This is a genomic window from Micromonospora sp. DSM 45708, from assembly GCF_039566955.1.
Classification (GTDB): Bacteria; Actinomycetota; Actinomycetes; order Mycobacteriales; family Micromonosporaceae; genus Micromonospora.
In genome coordinates this window covers 4,550,642-4,576,212 of record NZ_CP154796.1, presented here as the reverse complement: position 1 = coordinate 4,576,212, position 25,571 = coordinate 4,550,642, and the positions used below count along the sequence as shown (strand labels likewise).

Below are 25,571 nucleotides of genomic sequence, written 5' to 3'. Positions count from 1 at the left end.
CCCGGGACGACAGGTCAGCCCGGGCGGCGTCCCCAGGCCGAGATCAGCGGCGCGAGCGTGAGGTCGAGTTCGCCGGCCTCGACGGCGGCCAGGTGGGCGTCGATCTCGACGTCGTCGGCCAGCCCCGCGGCGAGCAACTCGCCACGGACCATGCGCACCGTCGCGGCTTCCAGCCGGTCGCAGGCCAGCCCACCGATCGGGAAGCAGCCGGCGGCCGTCACGTCGACCAGCCCCGCCGCCCGCAACGCCCGCGGCAGCGTCCGGCCGAAGCGCAGATCGGCGCCGCGGCGGGTCAGCAACTCCCGGACGGCCCGCCGCAGCCGGTTGGCGCGCCGCTGCGCCGGGCCGACCTCGTCGAGGCAGGCCAGTGGCTGCAACTCGGTGTCGGCGTCCTCCACCACCAGCCAACCGCCGGGCCGCAGCGCCGCCGCCATCGTCGCCAACGCCCGGACCCGGTCGGGCACGTGAAGGAGCACGAGCCGCGCGTGGACCAGGTCGAACGTGCCGGGCTGCGGCGGCGGGTCCGCGACGATGTCGTGCCGGCGCACCTCGTACCCGCCGTGCGGGTCCAACCAGGCCGGGTCGAGGTCCGTGGCCAGCACGTGACCGGTTGGCCCGACGGCCGTGGCCAGGGCCTCGGGAATGCCGGGGCCACCGGCGCCGACCTCCCAGCAGCGCCAGCCCGGCCCCACCCCGAGCCGGTCGAAGTGCCCACGCGTGACACCGTCGAACAGCTCGGCCAGCCAGGTGAACCGCTCGCCCGCCTCGGCCCGGGCGTTGTCGAGCAGGTAGCCGTGATCCGGGGCGGAGCCCGCGGTCGGGTGCGGCTCGGGACCGGGGTCGACGACGGGGTGCGACGAACTCATGCCCTCATCCTCACGCCCGACCGGGTGCGGTGTCAGCCCGCCACGGGCTGACACCGGACACCGACGCCGCGGCGCGGGCCGTTCAGTCCGCCCGCGGACGCAGCCAGAACGACGCGGGCAGGAACTGCTCGGCCAGCCCGAGACGCCGCCACAGCGGGGCCGCGACCCCGCGCAGCTCCGGGTCGCCGGCCACGAACGCGTTGGGCAGCTCGATCTCCCAGCGCTCCGGTGCGGCCAGCAGGAACGCGGCCAGCAGGTACTGCTCGTTGTAGTGCCGGTAGCGCCACTGCGGTGGGTAGTCGCGGGGCAGCATGATGTCGTGCACCTGCACCAACACGCCGGGCCGCAGCCGGGGCAGCACCTCGAAGAAGAAGACCGTCACGTCCGAGCCCATGAAGCTGCGGTGCGAGCCGTCGAAGAAGACCACGTCACCGGCGTCCAACTCGTCGAACAGGCTCAGGTCGGCCCGCTCCAGCGGCGCGCGGACCACGTCGTCGCAGAGCACGTCGACGCTGGCCCGGGGCGCCGGGTCGATCGAGGTGATCCGGGTACGCAGCCCGTGGTCGCGGACCGCCCGGCGGGCGAACTTGGTCGAGTTGCCGGAGCCGATCTCGACGTACCGCCGTGGTTCGTGCTCGACCAGGAAACCGTAGAGCGCCAGCGCGTCCAGCGGCGGCAGCCAGCCGTTGCGCCAGTACGGCTCGCCCGAGTCGAGGTCGCCGTGCAGCGGGACGGCGGCGAGCCGGTCGGCGTGACCGAGGAACCGCCGGAGCGTGGCGGCGTACGCGTCCCGCCGCCGGTCGAGCAGCTCGGTGATGCCCGGATGGTCGGGGCGGCCGTAGCCGAAGCGCGGCTCCGGGCTCACCGGGAAGTCCACGAAGATCGGCCGGCGTAGCCCGAACGCGGAGAGCACCAGCCCGTGCAGCAGGGGGCGGCGCTCCAGCCGCGCCAACGGGCCGGCGAGGAACGGCAGGGCGGAGAGCACCTCCACCCCGGAGGCGGTACGCACGGCGCTGCGCAGCCGGCGGACACCGCCGCGCAGCCCGCCGCCGGTGACGGGGGACGCCGCGGACGGCAGGTCGGTGGCGGTCATGAGGAGACTCCTTCGAGACGGTCGGCAGGGGCGGGACGGGACGGGGTGGCGGCGTGCGGTGGGCCGCCCCGGCGACGGCCGGTGACGGCGAGCAGGGCGAGCACGACGAGCGTCGAGCCGATGTCGCCGACGGTCAGCAGCACCCGGCTCAACGCGACGAGGGTCACCAGGTCCGGGCCGCCGACCAGGGTGGCGACGGTGAGCGCGAGCGCGACCTCGCGTACGCCGAGCCCGGTCGGCAGCACCACGGCGCAGAGCCCGGCGACCACGGAGAGGGCGAAACCGCCGACGCCCAGCGGCAGCGCCGGGCCCGGCGCGGCGCCGAGGGCGACCGCCAGCACGGTGATGTGCAGGCCGCTGATCAGCCAGCCGAGCACCATCAGCCCGGTGGCGCCCAGCAGCGTCGGGCGGCCGGGCAGCAGCGGCCCGGTGTCGCCCCGGCGCAGCAACCGCGCGGCGGCGCCCAGCAGCCGGCCCAGCAGGCCCGGGGCGAGCACCGGCGCGGCGGCGGCCACGCAGGCCGGCAGCAGCAGCCACCACCACCGGCTCTGCCCGAGCAGCCAGGGCAGCGCGAGGACGCCGACGAGCACCCCGGACACCGCCGCGAGTCCCTGGCTGGCCAGGAACGCGGCGGCGAGCCGGGCCGGCGGTTGGCGCAGCGGCCGGGCCATCGCGGCGTGCGCGACCGTCGGCCACACCCCGCCCGGCAGGTAGCGGGTCAGCCCGGCGAGGAAGTAGACCCGGGTGGCGTCGCGCAGCGACAGTTTCGTGCCCAGCCCGGCCAGCAGGACCCGCCAGCCGACGAAGCCGGGCACGCCGCCGACCGCGGCGAGGACCCCGGCGGTCAGCGCCGCGCCCCAGCCGACCGTCCGCAGGCTGTCCGCCATCCCGTGCCGTACCCGCCACACCTGCCAGCCGAGGAAGGCCAGTACGGCGGCGTACCCGACCACGCGCAGCGCGGCCCACACCCGCGCCCGGCTCACCGGGACCCGCCGAGGGAGAGCACGACGTCCTGCACCCGGTGGTCGGACATGCCCCGCGCGTCGCGCAGCCGGTAGCGGTGCACGGTCCATCCGGGGGAGACGAACGTCCAGTCCAGCCGCCACCAGCGTCGGCCGGCGATCGTCCACGACGTCGGGTACGCCGACCCGCTGGCCCGGGCCGCGTCGGTGAGCCGGCCGCGGAGCCGGGCCAGGTCGCCCATGGCCGGGCTGGTGTTGAGGTCGCCGGCGACCAGCACCGGGTTCGGATTGCGGTCCAGGTCGGCGGCGAGCGCCCGGTACTGCGTCTCGCGCCGCTGGAAGAACTCGTGCCGGCGGTCGTAGAACAGCTCGCGCAGCGGGCTGCTCAAATCCAGCGGCACCAGGATGTGGGTGTTGTAGACCGACACCGTGCGGCTTCCCACCCGCAGGTCGGTGCGCAGCGACTTGACCTCCCAGTAGTCGGTGCGCCAGTCCGCGCCCGGCGGCGGGTCGGCCGGCAACGCGGTCGTCGCGACGACCGGGAACCGGGTCACGGTGACCAACTCCCCGCGCAGCACCACCTGGTAGCCGGGGAACTCCCGCCGCAGCCGGGCCAGGTCGGCGTCGCGGCGTGCCGGGTCGTCGTCGGGCTTGTACTCCTGGAGGAGGTAGACGTCGGCGTGCCGGGCGGTCAGCGAGGCGTAGAACACGTCGTGGTCGTCGGTGGAGTTCCACACCGTCGTGTTCCACGAGACCACGCGCAGCGCGCCCGCCGGCGCCGGCGGCGGGGTGCGCCACACGGCCGGGTTCAGCCCGGCCAGGTCCGCGCCGAGCAGCAGCCCGGTCACCGCGAGCAGCGCCAGCCGGGCCCGGAGCCGTCCGGCCAGCGGCACGGAGCCGAGCAGCAGCACCGGTACGGCGACGAACGCCAGCGGCGGAATCAGCTCCGGCGCCAGCCACAGCCACCACCGGCCGCTGAGCAGCCGGTGCGCCACCACGAGGATCAGCCACGCCGCGGCCAGGCCGGTGAGCACCGCGCCGGTGCGGGTGCCGGGCAGCCGACCGGCCCGGCCCGCCCGGCCCGCCGCCGGCTCGGTGTGCGGTGGCGTCCGCACGGCGGTCACGCGATCACCGCCGGCTGCTCGTAGAGGCGGCGGAAGCGGCGGGAGAGCAGCCACTGCACCAGCCCCACCGCCACGCCCACCCCGATGGTGAGGCTGACCAGCAGGTGCAGGCCGGCGAAGCGCAGCGTGTAGGGCAGGCCCCGCACGGCGCGCACGTAGCGGTACATCCGGGCGTCGCTGAGCAGCCAGAGCGCCAGCAGCAGCAGCGGCACGACGGCCCACCCCGGACCGGCCAGCAGTGGCAGCGGTGTGGTGGCGGCGGCCAGCCAGGACGCCAGCCCGGTGCCGGACTCGGCGGAGGTCACCACCCCCACCACCCGCCGTCGGTGCAGGAAGAACGGGATGTGCACCCGGGTCCGGGTGAACACCTTGCCCAGCGCGATCCGCAGCGTCGCGTCGTCGTCGTGCCGGCCGATGACCCGGCTGGTCATCCGCACCTCGTACCGGTCGGTGAGCCGTTCGCTGACGTCCGCGCCCTCGCTCTGGGTCAGCCGGGGGTTGAACGGGCCCACCTGCGCCCAGACGCTGGTCGGCACGGCCAGGATCGCGGTCGACAGGAAACCGGTGATGCTGCCCTCGGCGGCGCGGAAATACCAGTGCCGGTACAGGTTGCGGTAGTCCTTGGTGAAGGTGCCGTCGATCAGCGGGACGGTGTCGTAGTTGCCGCAGACCGCGCCGACGCCGGGCTCGTCGCGCAGGATCGCCACCGCGACGGCCACCGCGTCCGGGGCCAGCGCCACGTCCGAGTCGACGAACATCAGGACCTCCCCGGTGGCGGCCTCCGCGCCGAGGTTGCGCGCCACCGAGGGCCCGCTGTTGACAGGTGTACGCAGCACCCGCACCTCGGGGAAGGACTCGGCGACCGCCACCGAGTCGTCGGTGCTGCCGTCGTCGACCACGATCACCTCCACCGGCCGGTGGGTCTGCCGCCGCAGCGCCGCCAGGCAGAGCCGCAGCGTGCGGGCGTAGTTGTAGTTGGGCACGATGACCGAGACGAGGGGTGCGGAGACGGTCACCACCTCACCAACCTTTCGAGTCGAGGGGACGGAGGGCGGCACGCGACGACGGGCCGAACGACGGGTCCACCAGGGACCGGACCAGGCCGACCGCGGCACCGGCGATCAGCGCGACGTTCACCAGCAGGTGGATGCCGAGGGCACGGGCCAGGAACGCCCCGCCGCCCCGGCGCAGCGCCACCACCAGCGGCGGGTCGGCGGCGGCGAAGACCGCCAGGCAGAGCATTGGCACACCGGCCCCGTACGGGCCGAGCAGCGCCGCCGGCAGGGTGAGCACGGCCAGCCCGGCGGCCAGCACGCCGAGGCTGCGGTTCAGCGCCAGACCGCGCCGGCGGTAGCGGTTGCGCAGCGACCAGCGGAGCAGTTGGGCCCGCCGGTACTGCTCTCCCAGCAGCGGCAGCAGCCGGTCCGCCTCGTCGTGCCGACCGACGACGGTGTCGGTGAGCCGGATCCGGTACCGGGTCAGCAACCGCTCGCTGTACTCGTCGTCCTCGGCGCTGCGCAGGTTCTCGTCGAACGGGCCCAGCTCGCTCAGCACGGCGCGGGGCACCGCGGCGAGCGCGAAGACCGCGGTGTCGACCGGGCCGACCGCCCGGGTCAGCGCGGAGTGCAGGTGCAGCACCCGGTACCGCTCGACCGGCCCGTCGTCGATCAGCGGCTCCGGGGCGTAGACGCCGTAGACGCAGCCGCAGTCCGGGTCGGCGGCGAGCACCGCCAGCGCGTTGGCGATCGCGTCCGGGGCCAGCGCGACGTCGGAGTCGACGAAGAAGACCACCTCACCGTGGCTGGCCGCCACCCCGGCGTTGCGGGCCGCGGAGACCCCACCGTTGACCGGCTGCACCAGCACCCGGACACGGGCCGCGGCGGCCACCGCCGCCGACCCGTCGGTGCTGCCGTCGTCGACGACGAGCACCTCCACCGGCGGGTGGGTCTGCGCCGCCACTGCGTCCAGGCAGTGGCGCAGCGTCTTCGCGGCGTTCCAGACCGGGATCACGACCGAGACGGTCGGCGTACGGCTCACGACCCCTCCCCGAGGGTGATCAGGGCGGTCTGGGCGCGGTGGTCGGACAGCCCGCGCGGATCGTCCAGCGTGTACCGGTGCACGCGTACCGTCCGGGAGGTCAGCGTCCAGTCCAGCCGCCAGGCCGCCGGTAGCCGACCGGCGGGCCAGCTCGCCGGGTACACGTCGGCGTTGGCGTCCGCGGCGTCGCGCAGCCGGTCCCGCAACGGGCGCAGGTCGCCCATCGCGGCCGTGGTGTTGAAGTCGCCGGCGACCAGCACCGGCCCGGCGTTGGCGGCGAGGTCGGCCCGCAGCCCGGCGAGTTGCGCCCGCCGGGCCCGGTCGCGCTCCCGCACGTAGCCCAGGAACCGCCTCGGCGCGAGGTTCACCTGCACCGGCAGGTGCACGTTGTACGTGGACAGCACCCGGCCGCCCACCAGCAGGTCGGCGCGGAGCACCTTGGCAGCGGTGAAGACCCGCCCGAAGTCGGCGCCCGGGTCGGCCGCGAGGTCCGCGTCGGGACCGACCGCCGGCCGGGCCACCACCGGGAACCGGGACAGGGTGAGCAGTTCGCCACGGGCGACGACGGTGTAGCCGGGGAACGCCCGGCGCAGCCGCTCCGGGTCGGGGGCGGGCCGGGCCCCGGCCAGCCCGGCCGCGTCGTCCCAGTAGAGGTGCTCCTGCAACAGGTAGACGTCGGCCCGCCGGTCGAGCAGGAAACGCAGGAACGCCTCCGGGTCGTCGTGCTGGTCCCAGTAGCCGGTGTTCCAGGCCAGCACCGTCAGCGCGCCCGACGGCGGGGCGGGGCGGGACGCCCACGCGTACCGGTTGAGGCCCCCGTCGGGCAGGCCGACCGCGAACGCGGTGGCCGCCGCCGCCAGCACCGCCGCCGCCGGCCGGGCGGGCAGCGGCCGGCGCAGCGCCCGGGCCGCCGGTACGGCCGCCGCCAGCGCCACCGGCACCAGCAGGTACGCCGCCGGTGGCAGCAGGTCCGGCAGCAGCCAGAACCACCAGCGCCCGCTCAACGCCCGGTGCAGGCCGGTGAACACCGCCCAGCCGAACGCCGCCGCGCAGAGCAGCCGGGTGGCCGTACACCACCGCCGCCGGTCGGGCATGCGCTCATGGCCCTCGCTGCGCTCGGTGCGTTCGCTCATGCCGTCACCTGTGCGGCCGGGTGTGGGCCGCCCTCGTAGAGGTGACGGAAGGAGCGGGAGCAGAGCCACTGCGCCGCGCCGGCGGCGGCGCCGGCGGCGATCGCCAGGTTGATCAGCCACTGCACCCCGACGAACGCGGCGAGCAACGCCGGTCCGCGGCGGCGGGCGACGAACCGGTACATGCCGGCGTCGCACGCCAGGAAGAGCAGGAGGAAGGCCAGGAAGGGCAGCGCCCCGAGCACCCCGGCCAGCAGCGGCAACGGCAGCGCGAGCGTGCCGAGCAGGGCGCTGACGGCGGCCCACATCCGGGACGCGGTCTCGAAGCCCTGCGCGGCGCGACGCCGGTACGCGTACAGCGGCATCCGCAACCGGCTGCGGTGGAACACCTTGCGCAGCATCGGAGCGAGCCGGTCGTCGTCGCGGTGCCGACCGTGCAGGGCGTCGGTGAGCCGGATCGGGTACCGGCCGGTGAGCCGCTCGCCGTACTCGACCTCCTCGGTCTGGCGCAGCCCCTCGTGGAACGGGCCGATCTCGGCGAACACCCGGGCCGGCATGGCGCAGATGGCGGTGAACAGGAAGCTGACGTCGCCCAACGAGCTGATCCGCCACCAGTGCGCCTGGAGACACCGGCACTCCTGGACGAGGCTGTCCCGGACCAGCGGGACCTCGTCGAGGATGCCGCAGATCGCGCCGGCCCGCGGGTCGGCGGCGAGCAGCCGTACCGCCCGGGTCACCGTGTCCGGTGGCAGTTCCACGTCGGAGTCGACGAAGAGCAGGACGTCGCCGTTGGCCCGGGCGGCCCCGACGTTGCGGGCCAGGGCGGGGCCGCCGTTGTGCGGCGTGCGGACCACCGGCACGCCGAGCGACTCGGCCACCGCCACCGAGTCGTCGGTGCTCCGGTCGTCCACGAAGATGATCTCGGTGGCGGGATGGGTCTGCGCCAGCAGCGCCGGCAGCGTCAGCGGCAGCGAGTCGGCGTGGTTGTAGTTGGGAACGACGATCGAGACGGTCGGGGTGTGCGCGGTCATGGCTCTCCTTGACGCGGGCGCGGGCGCGGGCGCGGGCGCGGGTGGGGGCGGGGGCGCGGGTTCAGGACAGGGCGGCGACGATCGCCGGGAACCGGATGGCGGCGTAGAGCGCGCCGAGGCTGGCCGCCCAGAGCACGGCGGCGGCGATCACCGCCCGGTCCCGCGACAGCAACCGGACCGGGTCGCCGCCGGCCCGCCGGACGAGGGCCAGTTGCAGGTACCGCGACATCAGGTAGAGGACGAACGGGGTGGACAGCAGCATCGCGGCGTCCCGGTACGGGTCGAACGGTGCTTCCGTGCCGAGCCAGACCAGCCCGGCGGTGACCGCCAGGAGCCCGTTGAGCTGGAGCAGGTGCCCGGCCAGCTCCACCGACCAGCCGCGCAGGGCGGGCCGGTGGGCCACCCCAGCGTCCAGCAGTTCCTGGCGGCGCTTGCCGACGATCAGCAGCAGGCAGCCGGCGAACACGGTGACCAGCAGCCAGGCCGACACGGCCGCGCCGACGGCCAGGTAGCCCTGCACGGCGCGCAGCACGAACCCGGTCGCGACCACACCGGCCTCGACCAGTGGGACGTGCTTCAGGCCCCGGCTGTACCAGACGTTGAGCGCGAGGTAGGCAAGCACCGGCCAGGCCGGTCCGACCGGGCCGGCGGCCAGCAGCAGCGCGAGGCCGAGCAGGAGCACGACGGCGCAGGCGTACGCCACCGGCACCGGCACCCGGCCGGACGCCACCGGCCGGTGCCGCTTCACCGGGTGGTGACCGTCCCGGTGCCGGTCGACCACGTCGTTGCCGACGTAGACGGCCGAGGCGGCGAGCACGAAGGCGACGACGGACCAGCCCAGCCGGGTCAGCCCGGCCAGGTGCCAGGACAGCGGGTCCAGCAGGGGGAGCGGGACGACCAGCAGGCTCTTCACCCAGTGGCCGGGGCGGATCAGGCGGAGCAGGTCGACGACCAGCCGGGGTCGGCGGGTGGTCGGCGGCTCCAGGGCCGGCACGGCGGCGGGAGCGGAGTCGAGGAGAGGCATCGGCCCGCGCCCTAGAAGAAGATCTTCGCGAGGGAGAGCGCGCCCTGTCGCCAGGGTTCCCGGCTGGTCCGGCCGGCCCCGCTCGCCGCCGCGCCCCGGTTCGCCCGCCACCACCGGTAGGTGGCGAGGATCGCCTCGCGGTTGGCGAAGCGGGGCGTGAAACCGAGCCGGTCGCGGGCCTTGTCGATGCTCACGTACGAGTCGGCGCGCAGCTTGTACAGCAGCCGCCCGTACACCGGGGAGAGGCCGCTGCGCTCCAGCGCCCGCAGCGCCGCGAGCGTCGGCGCGGCCGGCAGCCCGACCACCCGCCGGCCGTGTCCGGCGGCGTCGAGCACCGCCTGGAAGTCCTCGCGGAGCGTGCCGAACTCGGCGGCGCCGAGGTTGTACGTGTCCCCGGCGACGTCCTCCGGGGCGGCGAGCACGGTCAGCACCGCGTCGACCAGGTCCTCGACGGCGAACATCTGCACCCGCACGTCGCCGCGACCGAGCACCGGGAAGTGACGGCCTTCCTCGGCCCATTCGAAGAGCATCGCGAACAGGCCCATCCGGCCCGGCCCGAGGAACGTCTTGGGGCGCAGCACCGGGACGCAGAGCCCTTCCGCGCGGAACCGTTCCACCAGCAGCTCCGCCTCGACCTTCGCCCGGGTGTACGGGTCGACCGGCTCCCGCGGGTGGTCCTCGGGCGTCGGCACCAGCCGGGGCAGGCCGTAGACGGCGGTGGAGGAGATGTGCACGACCCGGGGCACCTGCACCCGGCGGGCGGCGCCGAGCACCGCGTGCGTGCCGTCCACGATGATCGACCGGATCATCTCGGCCGGGTAGCTGGGCAGCGCGGCAGCGCAGTGCACCACGGCGGACGCGTCGGCGAACACCCGCGCCAGCAACGCGGCGTCGCGGACGTCGCCCTGGCTGTGGGCCAGCTCCGGATGGGTGTGCGCGGCGGGCAGCAGGTCCACCCCGTGCACCCGGTGTCCCTCGGCGAGCAGCCGGCGGACCAGGTGCGAGCCGAGCATCCCGCTGGCCCCGGTCACCACGACGTGGCCGCTGGTCACCATCGCGACGTCACCCGCTCCCGCACGAAGGCGGTCAGCAGCCGGGGCAGCCCCCGCGACAGCGTCGCGTCCAGCGCGGTGAGGAAGTGCTCCACGTCCTCACCGGTGGCCACCAGGCTCGGCGCGACCATCAGCGGATTGTCGGCGTTGGGGCTGTAGTAGGTCATGATCCCGTGCTCGCGGAACAGGTGCGCGATCACCGACAGGGTGATGAGCTTGGTGCGGAACTGCGGGTCGTGGGTGAAGCCGGGCATCAGCCGGCCGGCCAGGTCGAGCAGACCGGGACCGCCGCCGAGGAAGACGCCCCACAACGCGCCGGCGCCGTCGACCCGGCCGACCACCTCGGGGTACGCCTTGGCGATGCGGTCGAGGCCGGGTTGCAGCACCGCCTCCAGCATCCGGGCCCGGGCGGGGTAGTCGTCGTCGACCACCACCGCGACGGCCTCCAGGGCGGTGGCGGTCTCCTCCCCGAAGCCGTAGTAGGTGGTGCTGTGCAGGATGACGTCGGTCAGCCGGTCGTACGCCCGGCGGAACACCGGCTCGCGGGCCGTGTAGCCGGCGATCGAGGCCTTGCCGCCGCCGAGCGACTTGGAGTAGGTGAGGATGTCCGGCAGCAGCCCTTCGCACCGCATGAAGTTGAAGAGGCTGCCGGTCTTGCCCCACCCGGTGTAGACCTCGTCGAAGATCATGATGATGTCCCGCTCGCGGCAGAGCCGTTGCAGGGCCAGCAGGTCGTCGTCGCTCCACCGGCGCATCGTGGAGGCGCTGAACGGTTCGACCAGGATGGCGTACACGTCGCAGCCGCCGTCCGGGGCGCGCGCCGCGTCGACGGCCGCCCGGACGGCGGCGAGGTCACCGTACGGGTAGACGACGATGCCGGGCAGGCCGGGGAACCGGAACGCGTTCTCCGACGAGCCGGTGAGGCTGCCCGCGCCGAGGGTCTTGCCGTGGAAGCTGATGTCGGCGCGCAGCACCGTGTTGCGCCGCCCGCCGTGGTACTTGTAGGCCATCTTCACCGCGCCCTCGTTCGCCTCCGCGCCCGAGTTCGGGAAGTACGAGACGGAGAGGTCGCCGGGAAGCAGGGCGGCCATGTTGTGGCTCAGCGCCGCCGTGTACGGCGAGAAGAACGCCTTGTGCACCTCCATCCGCCGGGCCTCGGCGAAGCGCCGCCGGGCGGCCAGGATGCGCGGATGGTTGTGCCCGTGGTTCAGCACGCCGACGCCGCCCGAGAAGTCCAGCACCCGGCGGCCGTCCCGGAGGTGGATCCACACCCCCTCGGCGTGGTCCACCAGTTCCCGGCCGAAGCCGAACGTCGTCATCAGGGAGACCTGACTGCGACTGACATGGTCGCGGTACAGCTGGTGCACCCGCTTCGTGCCGAGCTGTTCCGCCTCGTCGATACCGATCAGGTGGGGCATGCGGTGGCCTTTCCTCGGACGACCGGTGGGGGAGTGCCAGCGCCGACGGGACCGGCCCCCCGAACCCCCGGGTGACGGTGTGGCGACGCTGTGCGATCCCAAGCTAGCGACGTGTGTCGATCTCGTCATGCCGGATGTTCGGGGGACGGACCGACCCGTCCGCTGTCCCCCGGGTGGGGGACAGCGGACGTCCGCGAGGACGGCGGTCGGGCGGTTCGTGGGTGCCCGGGGCCGTCTCAGCCGGCCTGTAGACGGTCCTCACGGACCCGGTCGGCGAGGTCGAGTTTCGTGCGGCTGGGCCGGCCGAGGTCGTGGTACTTGGCCTTGACCCGGTCCAGGTAGGTGCGGGCGGTCTCCGGCTTGATGCCCAGGTGCCGTGCGGTGGCCGTGAGCGTCATGCCCGAGGCGTACGCGAGCAGCACGCCGCGCTCGCGGGGGGACAGCCGGGGACGGGTCGGCCGGGCGTCACCCAGGCAGGCGAACGCCAGTTCCGACGAGAACGCGGGCCGCCCCGCTGCCACGTCCCGCACCGCGGCGGCCAGGGCCCCCAGGTCGTGGTCCTTCGTCACGTACCCGCTGCACCCGGCGGCGAACGTCGCCACCACCTGGTCGGGGCGGGCCCAGACGCTGAGCACCAGCACCCGGCGGCCGGACGTCACCAACCGCCGCACGTTCTCCGCCGCGTCGCTGCCGTCGCGCAGCACCAGGTCCAGCAGGACCACGTCGATCGGCTCGGTCAACGTCCGCAGCAGGCCCTCCACCGTGGCCGCCGTGCGGACCAGCCGCAGGTCGCCGACGCCCGCCAGCCAGGCGTCCAGCCCCTCCAGCAGCATCCGGTCGTCGTCGACGGCCGCCACCCGGATCAGCCGGTCCACGTCAGCTCCACACACGTCCCGGCCCCCGGCTCGCTGGAGACGCGGGCCCGGCCGCCCACCTCGGCCACCCGGTCGACGATCGAGTGCCGGAAGCCGAAGCCCACGGGTGCCTCCGCCGGGTGGAAGCCGCGCCCGCGGTCGACCACCGTCACCCGCAGCAGCCGGCCCTCCACGGTCACGGTCAGCCAGGCACGATCCACACCGGCGTGCTTGACCACGTTGTTCAGTGCCTCCTGCGTCGCCGCGCGCAGCGCGGCCACGACCTGGGGCGGTACGTCCGCGGGGACGCTCGCCCCCTGGTACCGGATCCGCAGGCCGAGCAGGGACGCCTCGCTGACCACGTCCCGCAGCGCCTCGCCGAGCGTGCCGAACTCCACGTCGGAGCCGTCGCCGAGCAGCCCCCGGACCACTTCCGCGTCGCGGGCGCAGCGCCGGCGTACCTCGGGCCGGGCCGGGTCGGCCACGCCGCGGGCGATCAACGTCAGCGTGGTCAGCACCGTGTCGTGCAGCGTCCGGTGGTGGGCGAGCCGGGTGACGAAACGGGCGTGATCGGCGGCGGCGTCGGCCTCGGCCGCCAACCGTTGCGCGTTGGTCCGGTCGAGGTTGCGTCCGGTGCGACGCAGGTAGCGCACGGCGAAGCCGGCGACCAGCGCGAAGCAGGCCACGCCGTTGACCGCGTGGACGAGCGCCGGCACCGAGGGGCCCGTTCCCGGCCCGACGGCGACGATCACCAGCGACTGGATGAGCATCAGCACCAGCAGGTTCCCCGCGACGGCCCAGGGGCGGGTCAGCGCCGCCCCCACCAGCGATCCGCTCGCCTGCACCACCAGGTTGCCCCAGTTCGGGGCCGTGACGCCGGTCGTCAGGTTGGCGGTTACCGCCACCAGCACCGTGCCGGCCAGCAGGACGTCGAAGTGCACCAGCGCCGCCGGGAACCAGCCCCGCCGCCGGGCCACCCCGAACAGCACCACGTTCCAGGCCGTCGCCGCGACCAGCAGGCCGAGGTTGGTCCAGGCGCTGCGGTACGCGCCGTAGGCGCAGGTGACGACCGCCGGAGCCAGGCAGGTGAACCGATGCAGCGCCAGCAGCGCCAGCATGAACCGGTTCGCCCGGCCCTCCCCCGTGACATCGGTCATGGTCGCAGAGTGACCGAGCAATGACACGCCGGTCATTCTGGCAGTCGTTCTCAACGATGGTCATCACTGCACCGGATGGTCAAGGCCGTTCGGCGGCCCGGATCGACCGGCCGGTGCGGGGAGCGACCGCTTCCGCCACTTGACGTCCGTCGCCGCGAGCCGATCCCGCCGGGAGCGTTCCCGCCGACGCAGGTCCACGCTCGACAGTGCGTTGTAGGGTGTTGCGGCACGACGATCGGCACCGATGGAGGACCGGTATGCGCGGGTGGCGTCGGTCGATCCTGGTGGCCGCGGTCCCGGTGGTGCTGGCGGTGGTCGGCAATCTGGCGACCAGCACCGTGCAGGTGACGGCGAGTTGGTGGCCCCCCGTGGTCTGGACGGCGACCGGGCTCCTCGGCGTGGCGGCCGTCGCCGTCGGGGTCCGCGACAAGTCGGCGGCGCCTTCGGTCACCTGGCGCCCGAGCGACCTCGACGAAGCGGCCGACTGGTTGGCGCGGGCCCTCCGTGAGCGGTACGTCCAGGCGGAGGAGCAACGGCGGGTGCAGGCCCCACCCGCGATGCTGGTGCGGTTCCGGCCGGCCCCGGGGAAACTGCTCGACCACTGGTCCAACATCCGCCGGGCCCGCCCCGGCGCCGAGCCCGGCCCGCTGCGGCTGGCCGGAACCTCAGCGGACATCGCCAGGGTTCACGGCCGGATCCCGTCTGGTCGGCTGGTCGTCCTCGGCGCGGCCGGGGCCGGCAAGACCGTACTGGTCACCCGGCTCGCCCTCGATCTGCTGGACGTCCGTCGTCCTGGTGGTCCGGTGCCGGTGGTGCTCCACGCCTGCTCGTGGGATCCCGCCGACCCCCTGCGAGACTGGATGGTCGCACAACTGGCCCACGACCATCCTGAGCTGGCCGGCCCGGACCGACCCGGGGTCGCCGCGCGGTTGGTCGGCGGCGGGCACGTCTGGCCGATCCTCGACGGGTTCGACGACATGCCACCTCGCCTGCGCAAACTGGCGATCGAGCAGATGAACCTCGCCGCATCGGTGCCGCTGGTCCTGACGTCGCGAGCAGCCGAGTACGAGGCGACGGTCGCCGACGGATCCGTGTTGGCCGGGGCGGCCGGCATCGAACTACCGGGCCTGACGCCGACCGATCTGGCCCACTACCTCCGTCGCACCAGCCGTCCGTCGCCCACGGCAACCGACACCGACCGCGGCGGGTGGGGCCCGGTGCTCGCCCGGCTTGGCCGGCACGCCAGCGACCCGGCCGCCGCTGCGCTGGCCGGGGCGCTGAGCACGCCCCTCATGGTCTACCTGGCCCGGACCGGCTATTCCGACAACGGCCACGATCCGGCCGAACTGCTCGACCGGGATCGCTTTCCCACCGCTGACGACCTCCGGCAGCACCTGTTGACGGCTTTCGTCCCGGCCGTCTACCGCCACCGGTCACCGAACGGTTGGACGGCGGAGGCCGCGCGCCCGTGGCTGACGTGTCTCGCCCGCTACGGCGGCGGGTCCCGCAGCGGGGACCTGGCCTGGTGGCAGCTCCGCGACCAGGTGCCCAGGGCCGTCCGGGTGCTGTGCTGCGGGGCCGTACACGGGCTGGCGGCACTGCTCACCGTCACACTGCTCACGGTGCTGTTCAGTCACTTCGGCGGCCGAGGCGACGCGGTGCTCCGGCCCGGCGTGGCACTGTCCGGGGTGGTGGCGCTCGTCGGCGGCCTGTACACGGGCTGGCCGGCCCGGGGCGCGCCACCCATGCGGACACAGGTGCGTCTCCACGGACGTCTCCGCGACCAGTTCCGCGACTTCGTGGTCGTCTTCTTCATCGCGAAGGCGTCCTTTCTGCCGCTGAAGGTGATCCTCCTGTCGGCCGGCGGATGGTCGCTCGCCTTCGCGTTCGGCACCGTGCCCTCCATCGCGGTCGCGCTGTCGACCGCGATCACCGTGATCCTGCTGCGGTCCGTCGAGATCCCGGCCGAGCCCGAACTCATCAGCAGCCCGCACGCGTCGCTCGGGTCGAGTCGCCGCAGCGTCCTGCTGCGCTCGGGCGTCGTCACGCTGGCGTGCGTCGTCGGGATCGGCGGGGCCTTCGGCGCGTTCGGCGGCGTGACAGTCGGTCTCGCCGCCGCGGGCATGGCGATACCCGCCCGGCTGGCCTACGTCCTGACCTGTACCGCGTGGGGTTCCTGGAGCACCCTCACCCGGCCGTACCTCGCCGTGACCGGCCGTCTGCCCTGGCGCGTCATCCGATTCCTGGACGACGCCCGCCAGCGGGGCATCCTGCGACAGGCCGGTCCGGTCTACCGGTTCCGCCACGAGGAGCTACGGCGCCGCCTGGCCGGCGCCGCTGTCCCGTGACGCGGCTACGGCGCTGGAAGCTCACCGCGCCGGTCCGTCACGCCGCGCCGGTCTCTTCCCGCCGGGTCCGGTCGAGACCGGACAGCACCCGTCCTCGCAACAACTCGTACTGCTGCCGGCATCGTCCGGGCGGTCCCGGCGGACGTTGCTGCACCCGGGCGCCGACGACGGTCTCCCACGGGTGGAACTGGTCGGCGGTGAGGTCGATGTCGTCGCCGTCGGGCAGCCGGTTCCAGTAGTGGTGACCGACCTTGACGCCCCCGACGACGACCTCGCCGAGAACGAGTTCACCGCCGAGAAGGTCATGGATGATCAGTGCGGTGACCCCGCACTGGCCACGGGCCGGGTTGCCCGGATGCCAGTCCCGCACGTCGTGCGGATCGCAGGTGTCCGCGCCCCAGCTCGTGCGTAGTGCCGACCGCAGCCGCTCCAGGTCCGTCATCGGGTGCTCTCCTCGCCCTGCCAGCTTCTCCGGGTGTCACCTGTGCAGGGTGGACCCTCCAGCAGGTCGAGGGTCAAGGACCCGGCGAGGAGCACGGGGGAGATGGTCTGGAACGCCTCGGCGAGGGCCGGCCGCCCGGCGGGGGAGGTCGGGCGTGCGGTGTACGCCGCAGGCGGGTTGGCCGTGGCCGCTCGTACCCGGGCCCACTGGGAGGCGGACGGCCGGGACCCGCTGGCGTCGCCGCTGGTCGACATGGTGCCGCTGAGCCGTGGACCGCTGCCGGTGTCGCCGGTCGCACCGGGTCGGCTGCCGGCGTCCGGGGGTGCGGGTGCTCGACCTGACCCGGGTCATCGCCGGTCCGGATGCTGGGTGCGCTCGGTGCCGACGTGCTGCGGGTCGACGATCCGCGCCGTCCCGTGCGCTGAGCTGGCCGCACCTGCCGCCCGCCTACGGGCAAGCGCCGCCCGCCTGGCGTTGACCGGCCGACGCGGGCGCCCAGCGCGGGTCAGGGGCGGGGGAAGATCGGCACCGGCTGGTCCTCCGGGTCGAGGTCGAGCCCGGCCGGCCCGATGATGCGCGGGTCCGGCGTGCCGACCACGGCCTCGTCCTTGTCGGCGTAGTCGAAGCGGTGCAGCACGTGGCGCATCGCCTCCAGCCGGGCCCGCTTCTTGTCGTTGCTCTTCACCACCGTCCACGGCGCGTCCGCGGTGTCGGTCCAGAAGAACATCGCCTCCTTGGCCTCGGTGTAGTCGTCCCAGCGGTCGAGTGAGGCGAGATCCATCGGCGAGAGCTTCCACTGACGCACCGGATCGACCTTGCGGATGACGAACCGGGTGCGCTGCTCGTTGCGGGACACCGAGAACCAGAACTTGACCAGGCGGATGCCGGAGCGCACCAGCATCCGCTCCAGGTCCGGGGCCTGCCGCAGGAACTCCAGGTACTCCTTGCGGGAGCAGAAGCCCATCACCCGTTCCACGCCGGCCCGGTTGTACCAGGACCGGTCGAACAGCACGATCTCACCGGCCGCCGGCAGGTGCGCCAGCCAGCGCTGGAAGTACCACTGGCCGGCCTCGCGCACGTCCGGCTTCTCCAGCGCGACCACGCTCGCGCCGCGCGGGTTGAGATGCTCCATGAAGCGCTTGATCGTGCCACCCTTGCCGGCGGCGTCGCGGCCCTCGAAGAGGATCACCAGCCGCTCGCCGGTGTCCTTGACCCAGTCCTGCAACTTGAGCAGCTCGATCTGGAGCAACCGCTTCTGGTGGTCGTACTCCTCCCGGTCGAGACGCTCGTCGTACGGGTAGCCGTCGCGCCAGGTCTCCACCGGGCTGCCGTCGGGCAGCAGCAGCACCGGGTCGTCGTCGTATCCCTCGTGTACCTGGTAGTCGGCGGCGAGGTCCAGCAGCGCGGTGTCGGCCATACCGCTGGTACCTACCCCGCCGTGCCGGCCTCGATGCGGCCGGACCACAACTCCCAGGTGGCGTTCAGGTCGCCCCTCAGACCCGGTGACCGGCGATGGTTTCGACCCCGATGCGAGGGGCATCTTCCGGCCGCGGCCCACTCGGGTCGCCACGTCACCGGAGGGGAGTGCGCGATGACCATCGGCCGTCCGGGGACGTTCCCGGTCGTCGACGGCGGGACCGGCCGGGCACCGGCCGGCGCGGTCGGGGAGGCGCTCACCGTGGCGGAAAGCCGATGACGACCACGGGCGGCGAGCCCACGGCTGCCGCGTTCCGATCGGCCGTGCTCGGGGGGCGTCTCGACCTGCCGTTGCCCGGTGGCGGACGGACGGACGAGCGGTTCCGGTGCCTCGTCGAGCTCGGTCGCGCCGACCCGGCGTTGGCCCGGCTGGGGGAGGGACACGCCGACGCGCTGGCGATCCTCGCCGAACTCGGGGTGACGATCGCCCCGGCGTGGCGCCGCGAGCCGTGGGGCGTCTGGGCCGCCGCGCCGGCCTCGGTCACCGCGACCCGGGACGGAGACCGGTGGCGGCTGACCGGGGACCGACCGTGGTGCTCCGGGGCGGGTCTGCTGTCCCGGGCCCTGGTGACCGCGACCGCTGACGACGGCGTACGACTGTTCTCGATCGAGGTCGGCGCGGCCGGGGTCACCCCGCTGGCCGACACCTGGCCCGCCGTCGGCATGGCCGCCAGTGACAGTCGAACCGTCCGCTTCGACGGGGTTACCGCCGTCGGTGTCGGCGGGCCCGGTTGCTACACCTCACGGCCGGGCTTCTGGCACGGCGGGGCGGGTGTGGCGGCGTGCTGGTACGGCGGCGCGGTCGGGATCGCCGACGCCCTGCACGACGCGGCGCGGCGCCGCCGCCTCGGCCCGCACGCCATGGCGCACCTCGGGGCGGTGGACGCGACCCTGACCGCCGCCCGCGGCGTCCTGTTCGCCGCCGCCGACGAGATCGACGCGAACCCCACCGGCGACGCCGACCGGCTGGCACACCAGGTGCGCGCCACCGTCGAGGCGAGCGCCACCACCGTCGTCGACCGGGTCGGCCGGGCGCTGGGGGCGGGCCCGCTGTGCCAGGACGCCGACCACGCCAGGCGGGTCGCCGACCTGACGGTGTATCTGCGGCAGAGCCACGCGGAGGCGGACCTCGCTCATCTGGGCGAGCTGGTGACGGCGGTCGGAGATCCCGGATGGTGAGGCCGATCGTCGGCGCGGGCACGGACGAGCGGGCGTGGCGCGCGTGGCCGGCGCCGGCCACCTGGCCCGTGCTGTCCCTGGACGGTCGAGCGCCGACGGCGCCGCCGTTGGTCGTCGCCCCGCACCCCGACGACGAGGTGCTCGGCGTCGGCGGCCTGGTCGCCATGCTCGCTGCCGGAGCCGGAGCCGGAGCCGGAGCCGGAGCCGAGATCGCGGTCGTCACCGACGGCGAGGCCTCCCATCCCGGCTCGACGGTCCACACACCGGCGGAGCTGGCCGCGATCCGGCGGGCCGAGACGGCCACCGCGTGCGGGCTGCTCGGGGTCGCCCCCGCCGCCATCGCGCACCTCGGGCACCCGGACGGGGCGGTCGACGAGACGGCGCTCACCGACGCGCTGACCGCCCGGCTGGCACCCGGCCGGTGGTGCGTCACGACCTGGCACGGCGACGGCCACCCGGACCACGAGGCGGTCGGACGAGCGGCTGCGGTCGCCTGCCTGCGCACCGGCGCGACGCTGCTGGAGTTCCCCGTCTGGACCTGGCACTGGGCCGAGCCGGACGATCCCGAGGTGCCGTGGCACCGCGCGCGCCGGATCGACCTGACCGAGGCGGCCAGATCGGCCAAGCGGGCAGCGATCGACGCCTTTCGTAGCCAGATCCGGCCACTCGGACCGGCGCCCGCCGACGCCGCGATCCTCCCCCCGAACGTTCTCGCACGCTTCGCGCGTCCCTACGAAACGGTGTTCGTGCCATGAGCTCACGCGGCACCCCAGCCGAGTACTTCGACGACATGTACGCCGAGGCCGACGACCCGTGGAGTTTCGAGACCCGCTGGTACGACCAGCGTAAGCACGAGCTGACCGTCGCCTGTCTGCCTCGTCGGCGTTACCGGTCGGCATTCGAACCGGGATGCTCGACAGGCATGCTCACCCGCCGGCTCGCGCAGCGGTGCGACCGGCTGCTGGCCGTCGACATCGCCGCCGCGCCGGTGGCGAGCACCCGGCAGCGGCTCGCGGACCAGGCCCACGTACGGGTGGAGCGGATGCGTGTTCCCGACGAGTGGCCGGCCGTGGCGGACGCCCGCTTCGATCTGATCGTGCTCTCCGAGCTCGGCTACTACTTCGACGACGCCGGGCTGGACCTGCTGACCACCCGGACGGTGGGCTCGCTCGAACCGGGTGGCACGCTCGTCGCCGTGCACTGGCGGCCAGCGGTGGCCGAGCACGCCCGTGGCGGGGACGACGTGCACCGGCTGCTCGACGACGTGGACGGGCTGGTGCGGACGGCACGCCACGAGGAGGCGGACTTCCTGCTCGACGTCTTCCTCCGCGTGCCGCCGCCAGCCCGCTCCGTGGCGCAGGCCGAGGGTCTGTGGTGAGGCGGATGGCCGTCGTGGTGCCCGCCCACGACGAGCAGGAACTGTTGCCCGGTTGCCTGACCTCGGTCCTCGGTGCGCTCCGTCGCCTGCCCGTGCCGTCGGAGGTGATCGTCGTGGCCGACGACTGCCGGGACGGGACCGCCGCCGTCGCCGAGCGACTCGGCGCCGTCGTGCTGACGGTGCGGGCCCGCAACGTCGGCCGTGCTCGCGCGGTCGGCATGGCGCACGCGCTGCGCCACGGCCCGCGGGATCTGTGGCTCGCCACCACCGACGCGGACAGCCGCGTGCCCCGGCGGTGGGGCGGCTGGCAGTTGCGCCACGCCCGCGCCGGCACCGACCTGCTTGTCGGCACCGTGCGGGTGACCGACTGGGCACCCCGCTCCGAGCAGGTCCGGGAGCGTTTCGAGACCCGGTACCGACGGGATCTGACCAGCACCGGGCATCGACACGTCCACGGTGCGAACCTGGGCTGCGCCGCCCCGGCCTACGAGCGGCTGGGTGGGTTCGCCGACCTGCCGCACGGCGAGGACCACGACCTGGTCGAGCGGGGTCGTCGGCATGCCGTACGGGTCGTCGCCGACCCGGGCTGCCCGGTCCGGACCAGTGCCCGGCGGCAGGCCCGCGCCCCGTACGGCTTCGCCCGCTACCTCGATGCCCTCGACACCCCGACGGTCCCGGCACCTTTGAGTGACCATGCCGCGACCCGGGTCGCGGGGAGCCTCTAAGGGGAGGACCGGTCCGGATGTGCGGTCGATAGGGGTCTCCTCCCGACGGAATCCCCGGGATCATCGTGCCTGCGACGACCGCCCGGCCCACCAGCCCGACGGCGGCTGCCGGAACCTTTCGCACCCCTCGGGGAAGGAACTGCCTTGTCCACTCGTCGTCAACTGCTGCGCCTGGGCGCGGCGTCGGGCATCGTCGGGGCGACCGGTGGCCTGGCCGGTCTGGCCGGGCAGTGGGGCGCGGCTCCCGCCACGGCCGGGACCGCCGCGCCGACGGCCACGCCCGTGACCCCGTTCACCGTTCCGTTGACCGTGCCGCAGTCCCTGCGTCCGGTGCTGCGGACCGCCACCACCGACTACTACTCGGTCACCATGCACCGGCGGCGACTGGAGATCGTGCCCGGCACGCGTACCGAGGTGTACACCTACAACGGCGACCTGCCCGGCCCGACGATCCACGCCACGTCGGGTCGGCGGGTGGTGGTCCGTCAGCGGAACCGGCTGGACATGCCCACGGCGGTGCACCTGCACGGCGGCGCCACCGCCCCCGGCGACGACGGCTCGGGCGATGCCACGATCCCGCCCGGCGGCGAGCGGGTCTACACCTACCCGAACCGGCAGCCGCACGCCACGCTCTGGATGCACGACCACACCCACCACATGGAGGCCGAGCACCTCTACCGGGGCCTGGCCAGCCTCTACCTGCTCACCGACCGCACCGAGGCGGCGCTGCCGCTGCCCCGGGGCCGGTTCGACGTCCCGCTCGTGCTGCGCGACGCGCACCTGGACGACAACGCCCAGTTGGTCTGGACCATGGACGACGCCGACAGCCGGACCACCCTGCTGGTGAACGGGCGGCCGTGGCCGCGCTTCGAGGTGCAGGCCCGCCGCTACCGGCTGCGCCTGGTCAACGCCAGCAACCTGCGGTTCTACCTGCTGCGGCTCGCCGACGGCGGGGACATCACGGTGATCGGCTCCGACGGCGGCCTGCTGGAGGCGCCGGTCACCATGCCGTACGTGCTGCTCTCGCCGGGTGAGCGGCTCGACGTGGTGGTCGACTTCGCCCGCTACCAGCCGGGCACCTCCGTGGTGCTGCAGAACCTGATGGGCCCCGGCCCGGCCGAGCAGGTGGGCCAGGTGATGCGCTTCGACGTCGTACCGGCGAAGGGACCGGACCGCACGTCGGTGCCGCAGCGGCTGCGTACGCTGCCGCCGCTGCCCACGCCGACCGTGCGCCGCAGCATCGAGCTGCGGATGGACGAGGTGGGTTCCGGCGGGCATCGGGCGTACATCGACGGGAGGGTCTTCGACCCGGCCCGGATCGACACCACCATCGCCTGGGGCAGCACCGAGGAGTGGACGGTGACCAACGCCAACGTCGTCATGCCGCACAACTTCCACATGCACCTGGTGCAGTTCCGGGTGCTCGACCGCAACGGCGCACCGGCCGATCCCACCGAGTCCGGGCTGAAGGACACCGTGATCGTCTGGCCGGGGCAGAGCGTGCGGTTGCAGGCGACGTTCGACACCTGGCGCGGCGTCTACCCCTATCACTGCCACATGGTCGACCACAGCGCGATGGGCATGATGGCCAACCTCAAGATCGTCTGATCCGTCCCGAACGGATCGCCGGTACGCGGGCGGCCCGGGGACCGGACGTCGGTCACGTCCGGTCCCCGGGGTACGCCGGAGCCCGAGCGGCCGACCGTCAGGCCGGCGGCTGCCCGGCCGGGTTGCCGCTCGGGGACTACGGGCGTGGCGCGCCGAACCAGCGGGAGAGGTGCGCGTCCAGGTCCCGCTGGTCGTCGCCGACCCAGGCGACGTGGCCGTCCGGGCGGAGCAGGACGCCCGGGTGGTCCAGCGCCGCCGCGGGATCCCCGAGGTGGTCGACCCGGTCCGACCAGCCGCCGACGGTCAACCGTCCGGTGCGGTCCAGCAGCAGGCCGCGGCCGTCGTGCAGCAGGTCGTAGAGGCGGCCCTGCCGCACGTCGAGGTCGGGCAGGCGGCGGCCGAGCAGGTCGGGTCCCTCGCCGAGGTCGTAACGGACGCCGATCGCGGTGATCTTCTCGACCAGGCGGCGGTTCACCTCGTCGATGTCCATCAGCTCGGTGAGCAGCCGGCGCACGGCCCGTGGGCCCGGCCCGGCGGACAGCAGTTCGGTCTGGGCGCGCGTGTTGTCCAGCACGTCCGCCGCGACCGGCCGGCGTTCGGCCTGGTAGGTGTCGAGCAGCCGGTCCGGCGCCCACCCCCGGACCTGCGCGGCCAGCTTCCAGCCGAGGTTGACCACGTCCTGGAGGCCCAGGTTGAGACCCTGCCCGCCGATGGGCGGGTGGATGTGGGCCGCGTCGCCGGCCAGCAGCACCCGGCCGACGCGGTAGCGTTCGGCGAGCCGGGTGGCGTCCCCGAAGCGGGACAGCCAGCGCGGGGAGTGCACGCCGAAGTCGGTGCCGGCGACGACGCGTAGCTGTCGTCGGAAGTCCTCCAGCGTGAGCGGCTTCGCGCGGTCGCTGACGCCCGCGACGGGGACGATGACGCGGTAGACCCCGGTGCCGACCGGCCCGACGAGGAACCGCTTCTCGGTCTCCCGCAGCTCGGCCACCCGGGCGGCGATCTCCTCCGGCGGCACGCCCACGGCCATCTCGCCCATCAGCGTCTCGTTCCGCGCGGGCTCGCCGGGGAAGCCGACGCCGAGCAGCTTGCGCACCGTGCTGCGCCCGCCGTCGCAGCCGACGAGATGGCGTGCGCGCAGCCGTTGCCCGTCGGCCAGCTCGACGGTCACCCCGTCGTCGTCCTGCGCGAGGCCGACCACCGCGCAACCGCGCCGGACCTGCGCGCCCCGTGCGACCGCGTGCTCCTCCAGCAACTGGACGACGACCGGCTGCGGGATGCCCAGCAGATAGGCGTACGCGGAGTCCAGACCCTCGGGCGCGGGCTTGTCGATGGCGGCGAAGAAACCGCGGACCGGACGCCGCCGCCCGCGTTCGAGCACGCGCGCCAGCAGCCCGCGCATGGCCAGCAGCTCGATGCTGCGGATGTGCAGACCGACGATGCGGGCGAACGACACGGGCTCGGTTTCTTTCTCCAGGACCAGTACCCGTACGTCGTGCAGCCGTAGTTCGGCGGCCAGCATCGCACCGGCCGGCCCGCAGCCGGCGATGATCACATCGAACATGATGTTGCCTTTCGGGAAGCGCCATGATGGCGAGGCGCTCCCGGCGACACCTACGTCGGTCGCCCGACCGGGACCGGAGGGGGAGCACCCACATCGATACGGTTCATGGGTCTCACCTCCTCGGGCCGGGTCACGGTCAGCCGCACGTTACAAGCCCGGGCGTCGCCCCGTCGAGTCCTTTTCCCGCCGGTCGAGCCACCACTCGGCGACGAGCAGGTTGACCACCCAGCTCATCCAGACGCTCGCGCCGGCCGCGGCCCGGATCATGGCGTCCTGGTCCCCGCCGTAGGTCGTGTCGACCTGGGGGAGCAGCAGCACGACGAAGAGGACGACCCACAACCGGTTCGCCACGATCGACAGCGTCAACGCGAAACTGCGTACCATCCACCGGCGGTGCGCGACGAACCGCCGTCGCCGCGCCATCCGGTATCCGGCGACGGCGGTGGCGAGCCAGAGGACCGCCAGCATGGTGTTGCCGACCTGGGAGACGAAGCCGGTGCTGCTCAGCGGCGCGACACCCAGCACGGCCACGCCGCCGGGGAAGACCCCGCCGAAGAGGTACGCCCGGCCCGTCCACCGGTGGGCGACCGGATGGCGGCGGCGTAGCCACGGCCACACCTGGAGACATCCGGCGAGCAGCGCCACGGAGCCGAACACGATGTGCGCCACCAGCAGCGGGTAGTACTGCGGATGGGCCGCCGGGACCGGCAGCCGGGACCGGCCCGGATCCAGGGTCAGATAGGGCGGGAGCGCGTACCCGACGAACACCACCGCGACCAGCAGCAGCGGCACCACCCAGCGCAGTTGCCGTCCCGGCCGGCGTCGGCCGGCCGGGGCGTCGGTGGCGGACGTCGAACCTCGGTTGTCGATCCTCGTGGGCACGGTGTCTCCCCGTCGTCGCTGGAGCCGGACAGGGAAGACGATGCGCCGTCCGGGTCGTCGGGTCGGCGGTGCTGACTCCCGCGTTCCGGTGGTGCTGGCACCACGGTCCGGAGCGGCAAGCGGGGATCTGGGGAAGAATTCATCCGGTACGGGCGTCGATATCTGGTCCGCTCGTGGGTAGGGACAGGTGAGGGGTGACCGGAGAGGGTCGCCGGGACAAGGGA

The 25,571-nt window shown here is 74.0% G+C and carries 23 protein-coding genes; 6 read left to right on the top strand and 17 right to left on the bottom strand.

The genetic code is table 11. From position 1 onward, the window contains the following. Window positions 1-14: 14 nt before the first annotated feature. The 13 genes from VKK44_RS19325 to VKK44_RS19265 form a co-directional block, all read right to left on the bottom strand. Window positions 15-866 carry a methyltransferase domain-containing protein gene (locus VKK44_RS19325; protein WP_343442550.1) on the bottom strand — a complete coding sequence of 284 codons (852 nt, stop codon included), beginning with the start codon at window positions 864-866 and terminating at the stop codon, window positions 15-17. Between the two features lie 82 nt (window positions 867-948). Then, on the bottom strand, window positions 949-1,959 hold the full coding sequence (locus VKK44_RS19320; RefSeq protein ID WP_343442548.1) for a class I SAM-dependent methyltransferase: 1,011 nt from the start codon (window positions 1,957-1,959) through the stop codon (window positions 949-951). After that, complete coding sequence (locus tag VKK44_RS19315; protein ID WP_343442546.1) at window positions 1,956-2,942, bottom strand: hypothetical protein; 987 nt, start codon at window positions 2,940-2,942, stop codon at window positions 1,956-1,958. The genes VKK44_RS19320 and VKK44_RS19315 overlap by 4 nt, the downstream gene beginning before the upstream one ends. Next, on the bottom strand, window positions 2,939-4,045 hold the full coding sequence (locus VKK44_RS19310) for an endonuclease/exonuclease/phosphatase family protein (RefSeq protein ID WP_343442544.1): 1,107 nt from the start codon (window positions 4,043-4,045) through the stop codon (window positions 2,939-2,941). Before VKK44_RS19310 ends, VKK44_RS19315 begins: the two co-directional genes overlap by 4 nt. After that, window positions 4,042-5,064, bottom strand: a complete 1,023-nt coding sequence (locus VKK44_RS19305) for a glycosyltransferase (protein ID WP_343442542.1) — start codon at window positions 5,062-5,064, stop codon at window positions 4,042-4,044. Before VKK44_RS19305 ends, VKK44_RS19310 begins: the two co-directional genes overlap by 4 nt. A 1-nt stretch (window position 5,065) precedes the next feature. Then, window positions 5,066-6,082: a glycosyltransferase family 2 protein gene (locus tag VKK44_RS19300; protein ID WP_343442540.1), complete on the bottom strand. Its 1,017-nt coding sequence runs from the start codon at window positions 6,080-6,082 to the stop codon at window positions 5,066-5,068. Continuing rightward, a complete protein-coding gene (locus VKK44_RS19295) occupies window positions 6,079-7,215 on the bottom strand; it encodes an endonuclease/exonuclease/phosphatase family protein (protein WP_343442538.1) in 1,137 nt (378 codons plus the stop codon). The genes VKK44_RS19300 and VKK44_RS19295 overlap by 4 nt, the downstream gene beginning before the upstream one ends. After that, window positions 7,212-8,243, bottom strand: coding sequence for a glycosyltransferase family 2 protein (locus tag VKK44_RS19290; protein ID WP_343442536.1), 1,032 nt, complete (start codon window positions 8,241-8,243; stop codon window positions 7,212-7,214). The genes VKK44_RS19295 and VKK44_RS19290 overlap by 4 nt, the downstream gene beginning before the upstream one ends. 61 nt (window positions 8,244-8,304) lie before the next feature. Continuing rightward, a complete protein-coding gene (locus VKK44_RS19285) occupies window positions 8,305-9,267 on the bottom strand; it encodes a UbiA prenyltransferase family protein (RefSeq protein WP_343442534.1) in 963 nt (320 codons plus the stop codon). 11 nt (window positions 9,268-9,278) lie between these two features. Next, window positions 9,279-10,322 carry an NAD-dependent epimerase/dehydratase family protein gene (locus tag VKK44_RS19280; RefSeq protein WP_343442532.1) on the bottom strand — a complete coding sequence of 348 codons (1,044 nt, stop codon included), beginning with the start codon at window positions 10,320-10,322 and terminating at the stop codon, window positions 9,279-9,281. Next, entirely contained in the window at window positions 10,316-11,638 is a 1,323-nt protein-coding gene (locus tag VKK44_RS19275; protein ID WP_343447819.1) for an aspartate aminotransferase family protein, read from the bottom strand. Before VKK44_RS19275 ends, VKK44_RS19280 begins: the two co-directional genes overlap by 7 nt. Before the next feature lie 335 nt (window positions 11,639-11,973). Further along, a complete protein-coding gene (locus tag VKK44_RS19270; protein WP_343442530.1) occupies window positions 11,974-12,612 on the bottom strand; it encodes a response regulator transcription factor in 639 nt (212 codons plus the stop codon). Next, complete coding sequence (locus tag VKK44_RS19265; protein ID WP_343442528.1) at window positions 12,600-13,748, bottom strand: sensor histidine kinase; 1,149 nt, start codon at window positions 13,746-13,748, stop codon at window positions 12,600-12,602. Before VKK44_RS19265 ends, VKK44_RS19270 begins: the two co-directional genes overlap by 13 nt. Before the next feature lie 257 nt (window positions 13,749-14,005). Between VKK44_RS19265 and VKK44_RS19260 the strand changes: the two genes are divergently transcribed. Beyond that, complete coding sequence (locus VKK44_RS19260) at window positions 14,006-16,096, top strand: NACHT domain-containing protein (RefSeq protein WP_343442526.1); 2,091 nt, start codon at window positions 14,006-14,008, stop codon at window positions 16,094-16,096. Between the two features lie 37 nt (window positions 16,097-16,133). Here VKK44_RS19260 and VKK44_RS19255 read toward each other — a convergent pair whose 3' ends face one another. Both VKK44_RS19255 and ppk2 read right to left on the bottom strand, forming a co-directional pair. Further along, window positions 16,134-16,538 carry a YunG family protein gene (locus tag VKK44_RS19255; RefSeq protein WP_343442524.1) on the bottom strand — a complete coding sequence of 135 codons (405 nt, stop codon included), beginning with the start codon at window positions 16,536-16,538 and terminating at the stop codon, window positions 16,134-16,136. A 505-nt stretch (window positions 16,539-17,043) separates the two neighbouring features. Continuing rightward, window positions 17,044-17,955 (bottom strand): polyphosphate kinase 2, encoded by a 912-nt coding sequence (ppk2, locus tag VKK44_RS19250; RefSeq protein WP_343442522.1) that lies wholly within the window; start codon window positions 17,953-17,955, stop codon window positions 17,044-17,046. A 275-nt stretch (window positions 17,956-18,230) separates the two neighbouring features. On the opposite strand from ppk2, the gene VKK44_RS19245 reads away from it, so the two are divergent. The 5 genes from VKK44_RS19245 to VKK44_RS19225 all read left to right on the top strand — a co-directional run bounded on the left by VKK44_RS19245 (window position 18,231) and on the right by VKK44_RS19225 (window position 22,904). Next, window positions 18,231-19,193, top strand: coding sequence for an acyl-CoA dehydrogenase family protein (locus tag VKK44_RS19245; RefSeq protein ID WP_343442520.1), 963 nt, complete (start codon window positions 18,231-18,233; stop codon window positions 19,191-19,193). Then, complete coding sequence (locus VKK44_RS19240) at window positions 19,187-19,948, top strand: PIG-L deacetylase family protein (protein ID WP_343442518.1); 762 nt, start codon at window positions 19,187-19,189, stop codon at window positions 19,946-19,948. The genes VKK44_RS19245 and VKK44_RS19240 overlap by 7 nt, the downstream gene beginning before the upstream one ends. Further along, on the top strand, window positions 19,945-20,571 hold the full coding sequence (locus tag VKK44_RS19235; RefSeq protein ID WP_343442516.1) for a class I SAM-dependent DNA methyltransferase: 627 nt from the start codon (window positions 19,945-19,947) through the stop codon (window positions 20,569-20,571). The genes VKK44_RS19240 and VKK44_RS19235 overlap by 4 nt, the downstream gene beginning before the upstream one ends. Before the next feature lie 5 nt (window positions 20,572-20,576). Beyond that, complete coding sequence (locus tag VKK44_RS19230; protein ID WP_343442514.1) at window positions 20,577-21,296, top strand: glycosyltransferase; 720 nt, start codon at window positions 20,577-20,579, stop codon at window positions 21,294-21,296. A gap of 144 nt (window positions 21,297-21,440) precedes the next feature. Then, entirely contained in the window at window positions 21,441-22,904 is a 1,464-nt protein-coding gene (locus VKK44_RS19225) for a multicopper oxidase family protein (RefSeq protein WP_343442513.1), read from the top strand. A 136-nt stretch (window positions 22,905-23,040) separates the two neighbouring features. On the opposite strand, the gene rox is transcribed toward VKK44_RS19225, so the two are convergent. Together rox and VKK44_RS19215 are read right to left on the bottom strand one after the other, a co-directional pair. Next, window positions 23,041-24,465 (bottom strand): rifampin monooxygenase, encoded by a 1,425-nt coding sequence (gene rox, locus VKK44_RS19220; protein WP_343442512.1) that lies wholly within the window; start codon window positions 24,463-24,465, stop codon window positions 23,041-23,043. Window positions 24,466-24,612: 147 nt separating this feature from the next. Next, complete coding sequence (locus VKK44_RS19215) at window positions 24,613-25,347, bottom strand: DUF2306 domain-containing protein (protein ID WP_343442510.1); 735 nt, start codon at window positions 25,345-25,347, stop codon at window positions 24,613-24,615. Window positions 25,348-25,571: the final 224 nt, after the last annotated feature.

Bases quoted from the DNA above. Each gene is read 5' to 3' on its own strand.
- VKK44_RS19325 (WP_343442550.1), bottom strand. From the start codon at position 866: ATGAGTTCGTCGCACCCCGTCGTCGACCCCGGTCCCGAGCCGCACCCG.
- VKK44_RS19320 (WP_343442548.1), bottom strand. From the start codon at position 1,959: ATGACCGCCACCGACCTGCCGTCCGCGGCGTCCCCCGTCACCGGCGGC.
- VKK44_RS19295 (WP_343442538.1), bottom strand. From the start codon at position 7,215: ATGAGCGAACGCACCGAGCGCAGCGAGGGCCATGAGCGCATGCCCGAC.
- VKK44_RS19290 (WP_343442536.1), bottom strand. From the start codon at position 8,243: ATGACCGCGCACACCCCGACCGTCTCGATCGTCGTTCCCAACTACAAC.
- VKK44_RS19285 (WP_343442534.1), bottom strand. From the start codon at position 9,267: ATGCCTCTCCTCGACTCCGCTCCCGCCGCCGTGCCGGCCCTGGAGCCG.
- VKK44_RS19280 (WP_343442532.1), bottom strand. From the start codon at position 10,322: ATGGTGACCAGCGGCCACGTCGTGGTGACCGGGGCCAGCGGGATGCTC.
- VKK44_RS19275 (WP_343447819.1), bottom strand. From the start codon at position 11,638: ATGACGACGTTCGGCTTCGGCCGGGAACTGGTGGACCACGCCGAGGGG.
- VKK44_RS19265 (WP_343442528.1), bottom strand. From the start codon at position 13,748: ATGACCGATGTCACGGGGGAGGGCCGGGCGAACCGGTTCATGCTGGCG.
- VKK44_RS19260 (WP_343442526.1), top strand. From the start codon at position 14,006: ATGCGCGGGTGGCGTCGGTCGATCCTGGTGGCCGCGGTCCCGGTGGTG.
- VKK44_RS19255 (WP_343442524.1), bottom strand. From the start codon at position 16,538: ATGACGGACCTGGAGCGGCTGCGGTCGGCACTACGCACGAGCTGGGGC.
- ppk2 (WP_343442522.1), bottom strand. From the start codon at position 17,955: ATGGCCGACACCGCGCTGCTGGACCTCGCCGCCGACTACCAGGTACAC.
- VKK44_RS19245 (WP_343442520.1), top strand. From the start codon at position 18,231: ATGACGACCACGGGCGGCGAGCCCACGGCTGCCGCGTTCCGATCGGCC.
- VKK44_RS19240 (WP_343442518.1), top strand. From the start codon at position 19,187: ATGGTGAGGCCGATCGTCGGCGCGGGCACGGACGAGCGGGCGTGGCGC.
- VKK44_RS19235 (WP_343442516.1), top strand. From the start codon at position 19,945: ATGAGCTCACGCGGCACCCCAGCCGAGTACTTCGACGACATGTACGCC.
- VKK44_RS19230 (WP_343442514.1), top strand. From the start codon at position 20,577: ATGGCCGTCGTGGTGCCCGCCCACGACGAGCAGGAACTGTTGCCCGGT.
- rox (WP_343442512.1), bottom strand. From the start codon at position 24,465: ATGTTCGATGTGATCATCGCCGGCTGCGGGCCGGCCGGTGCGATGCTG.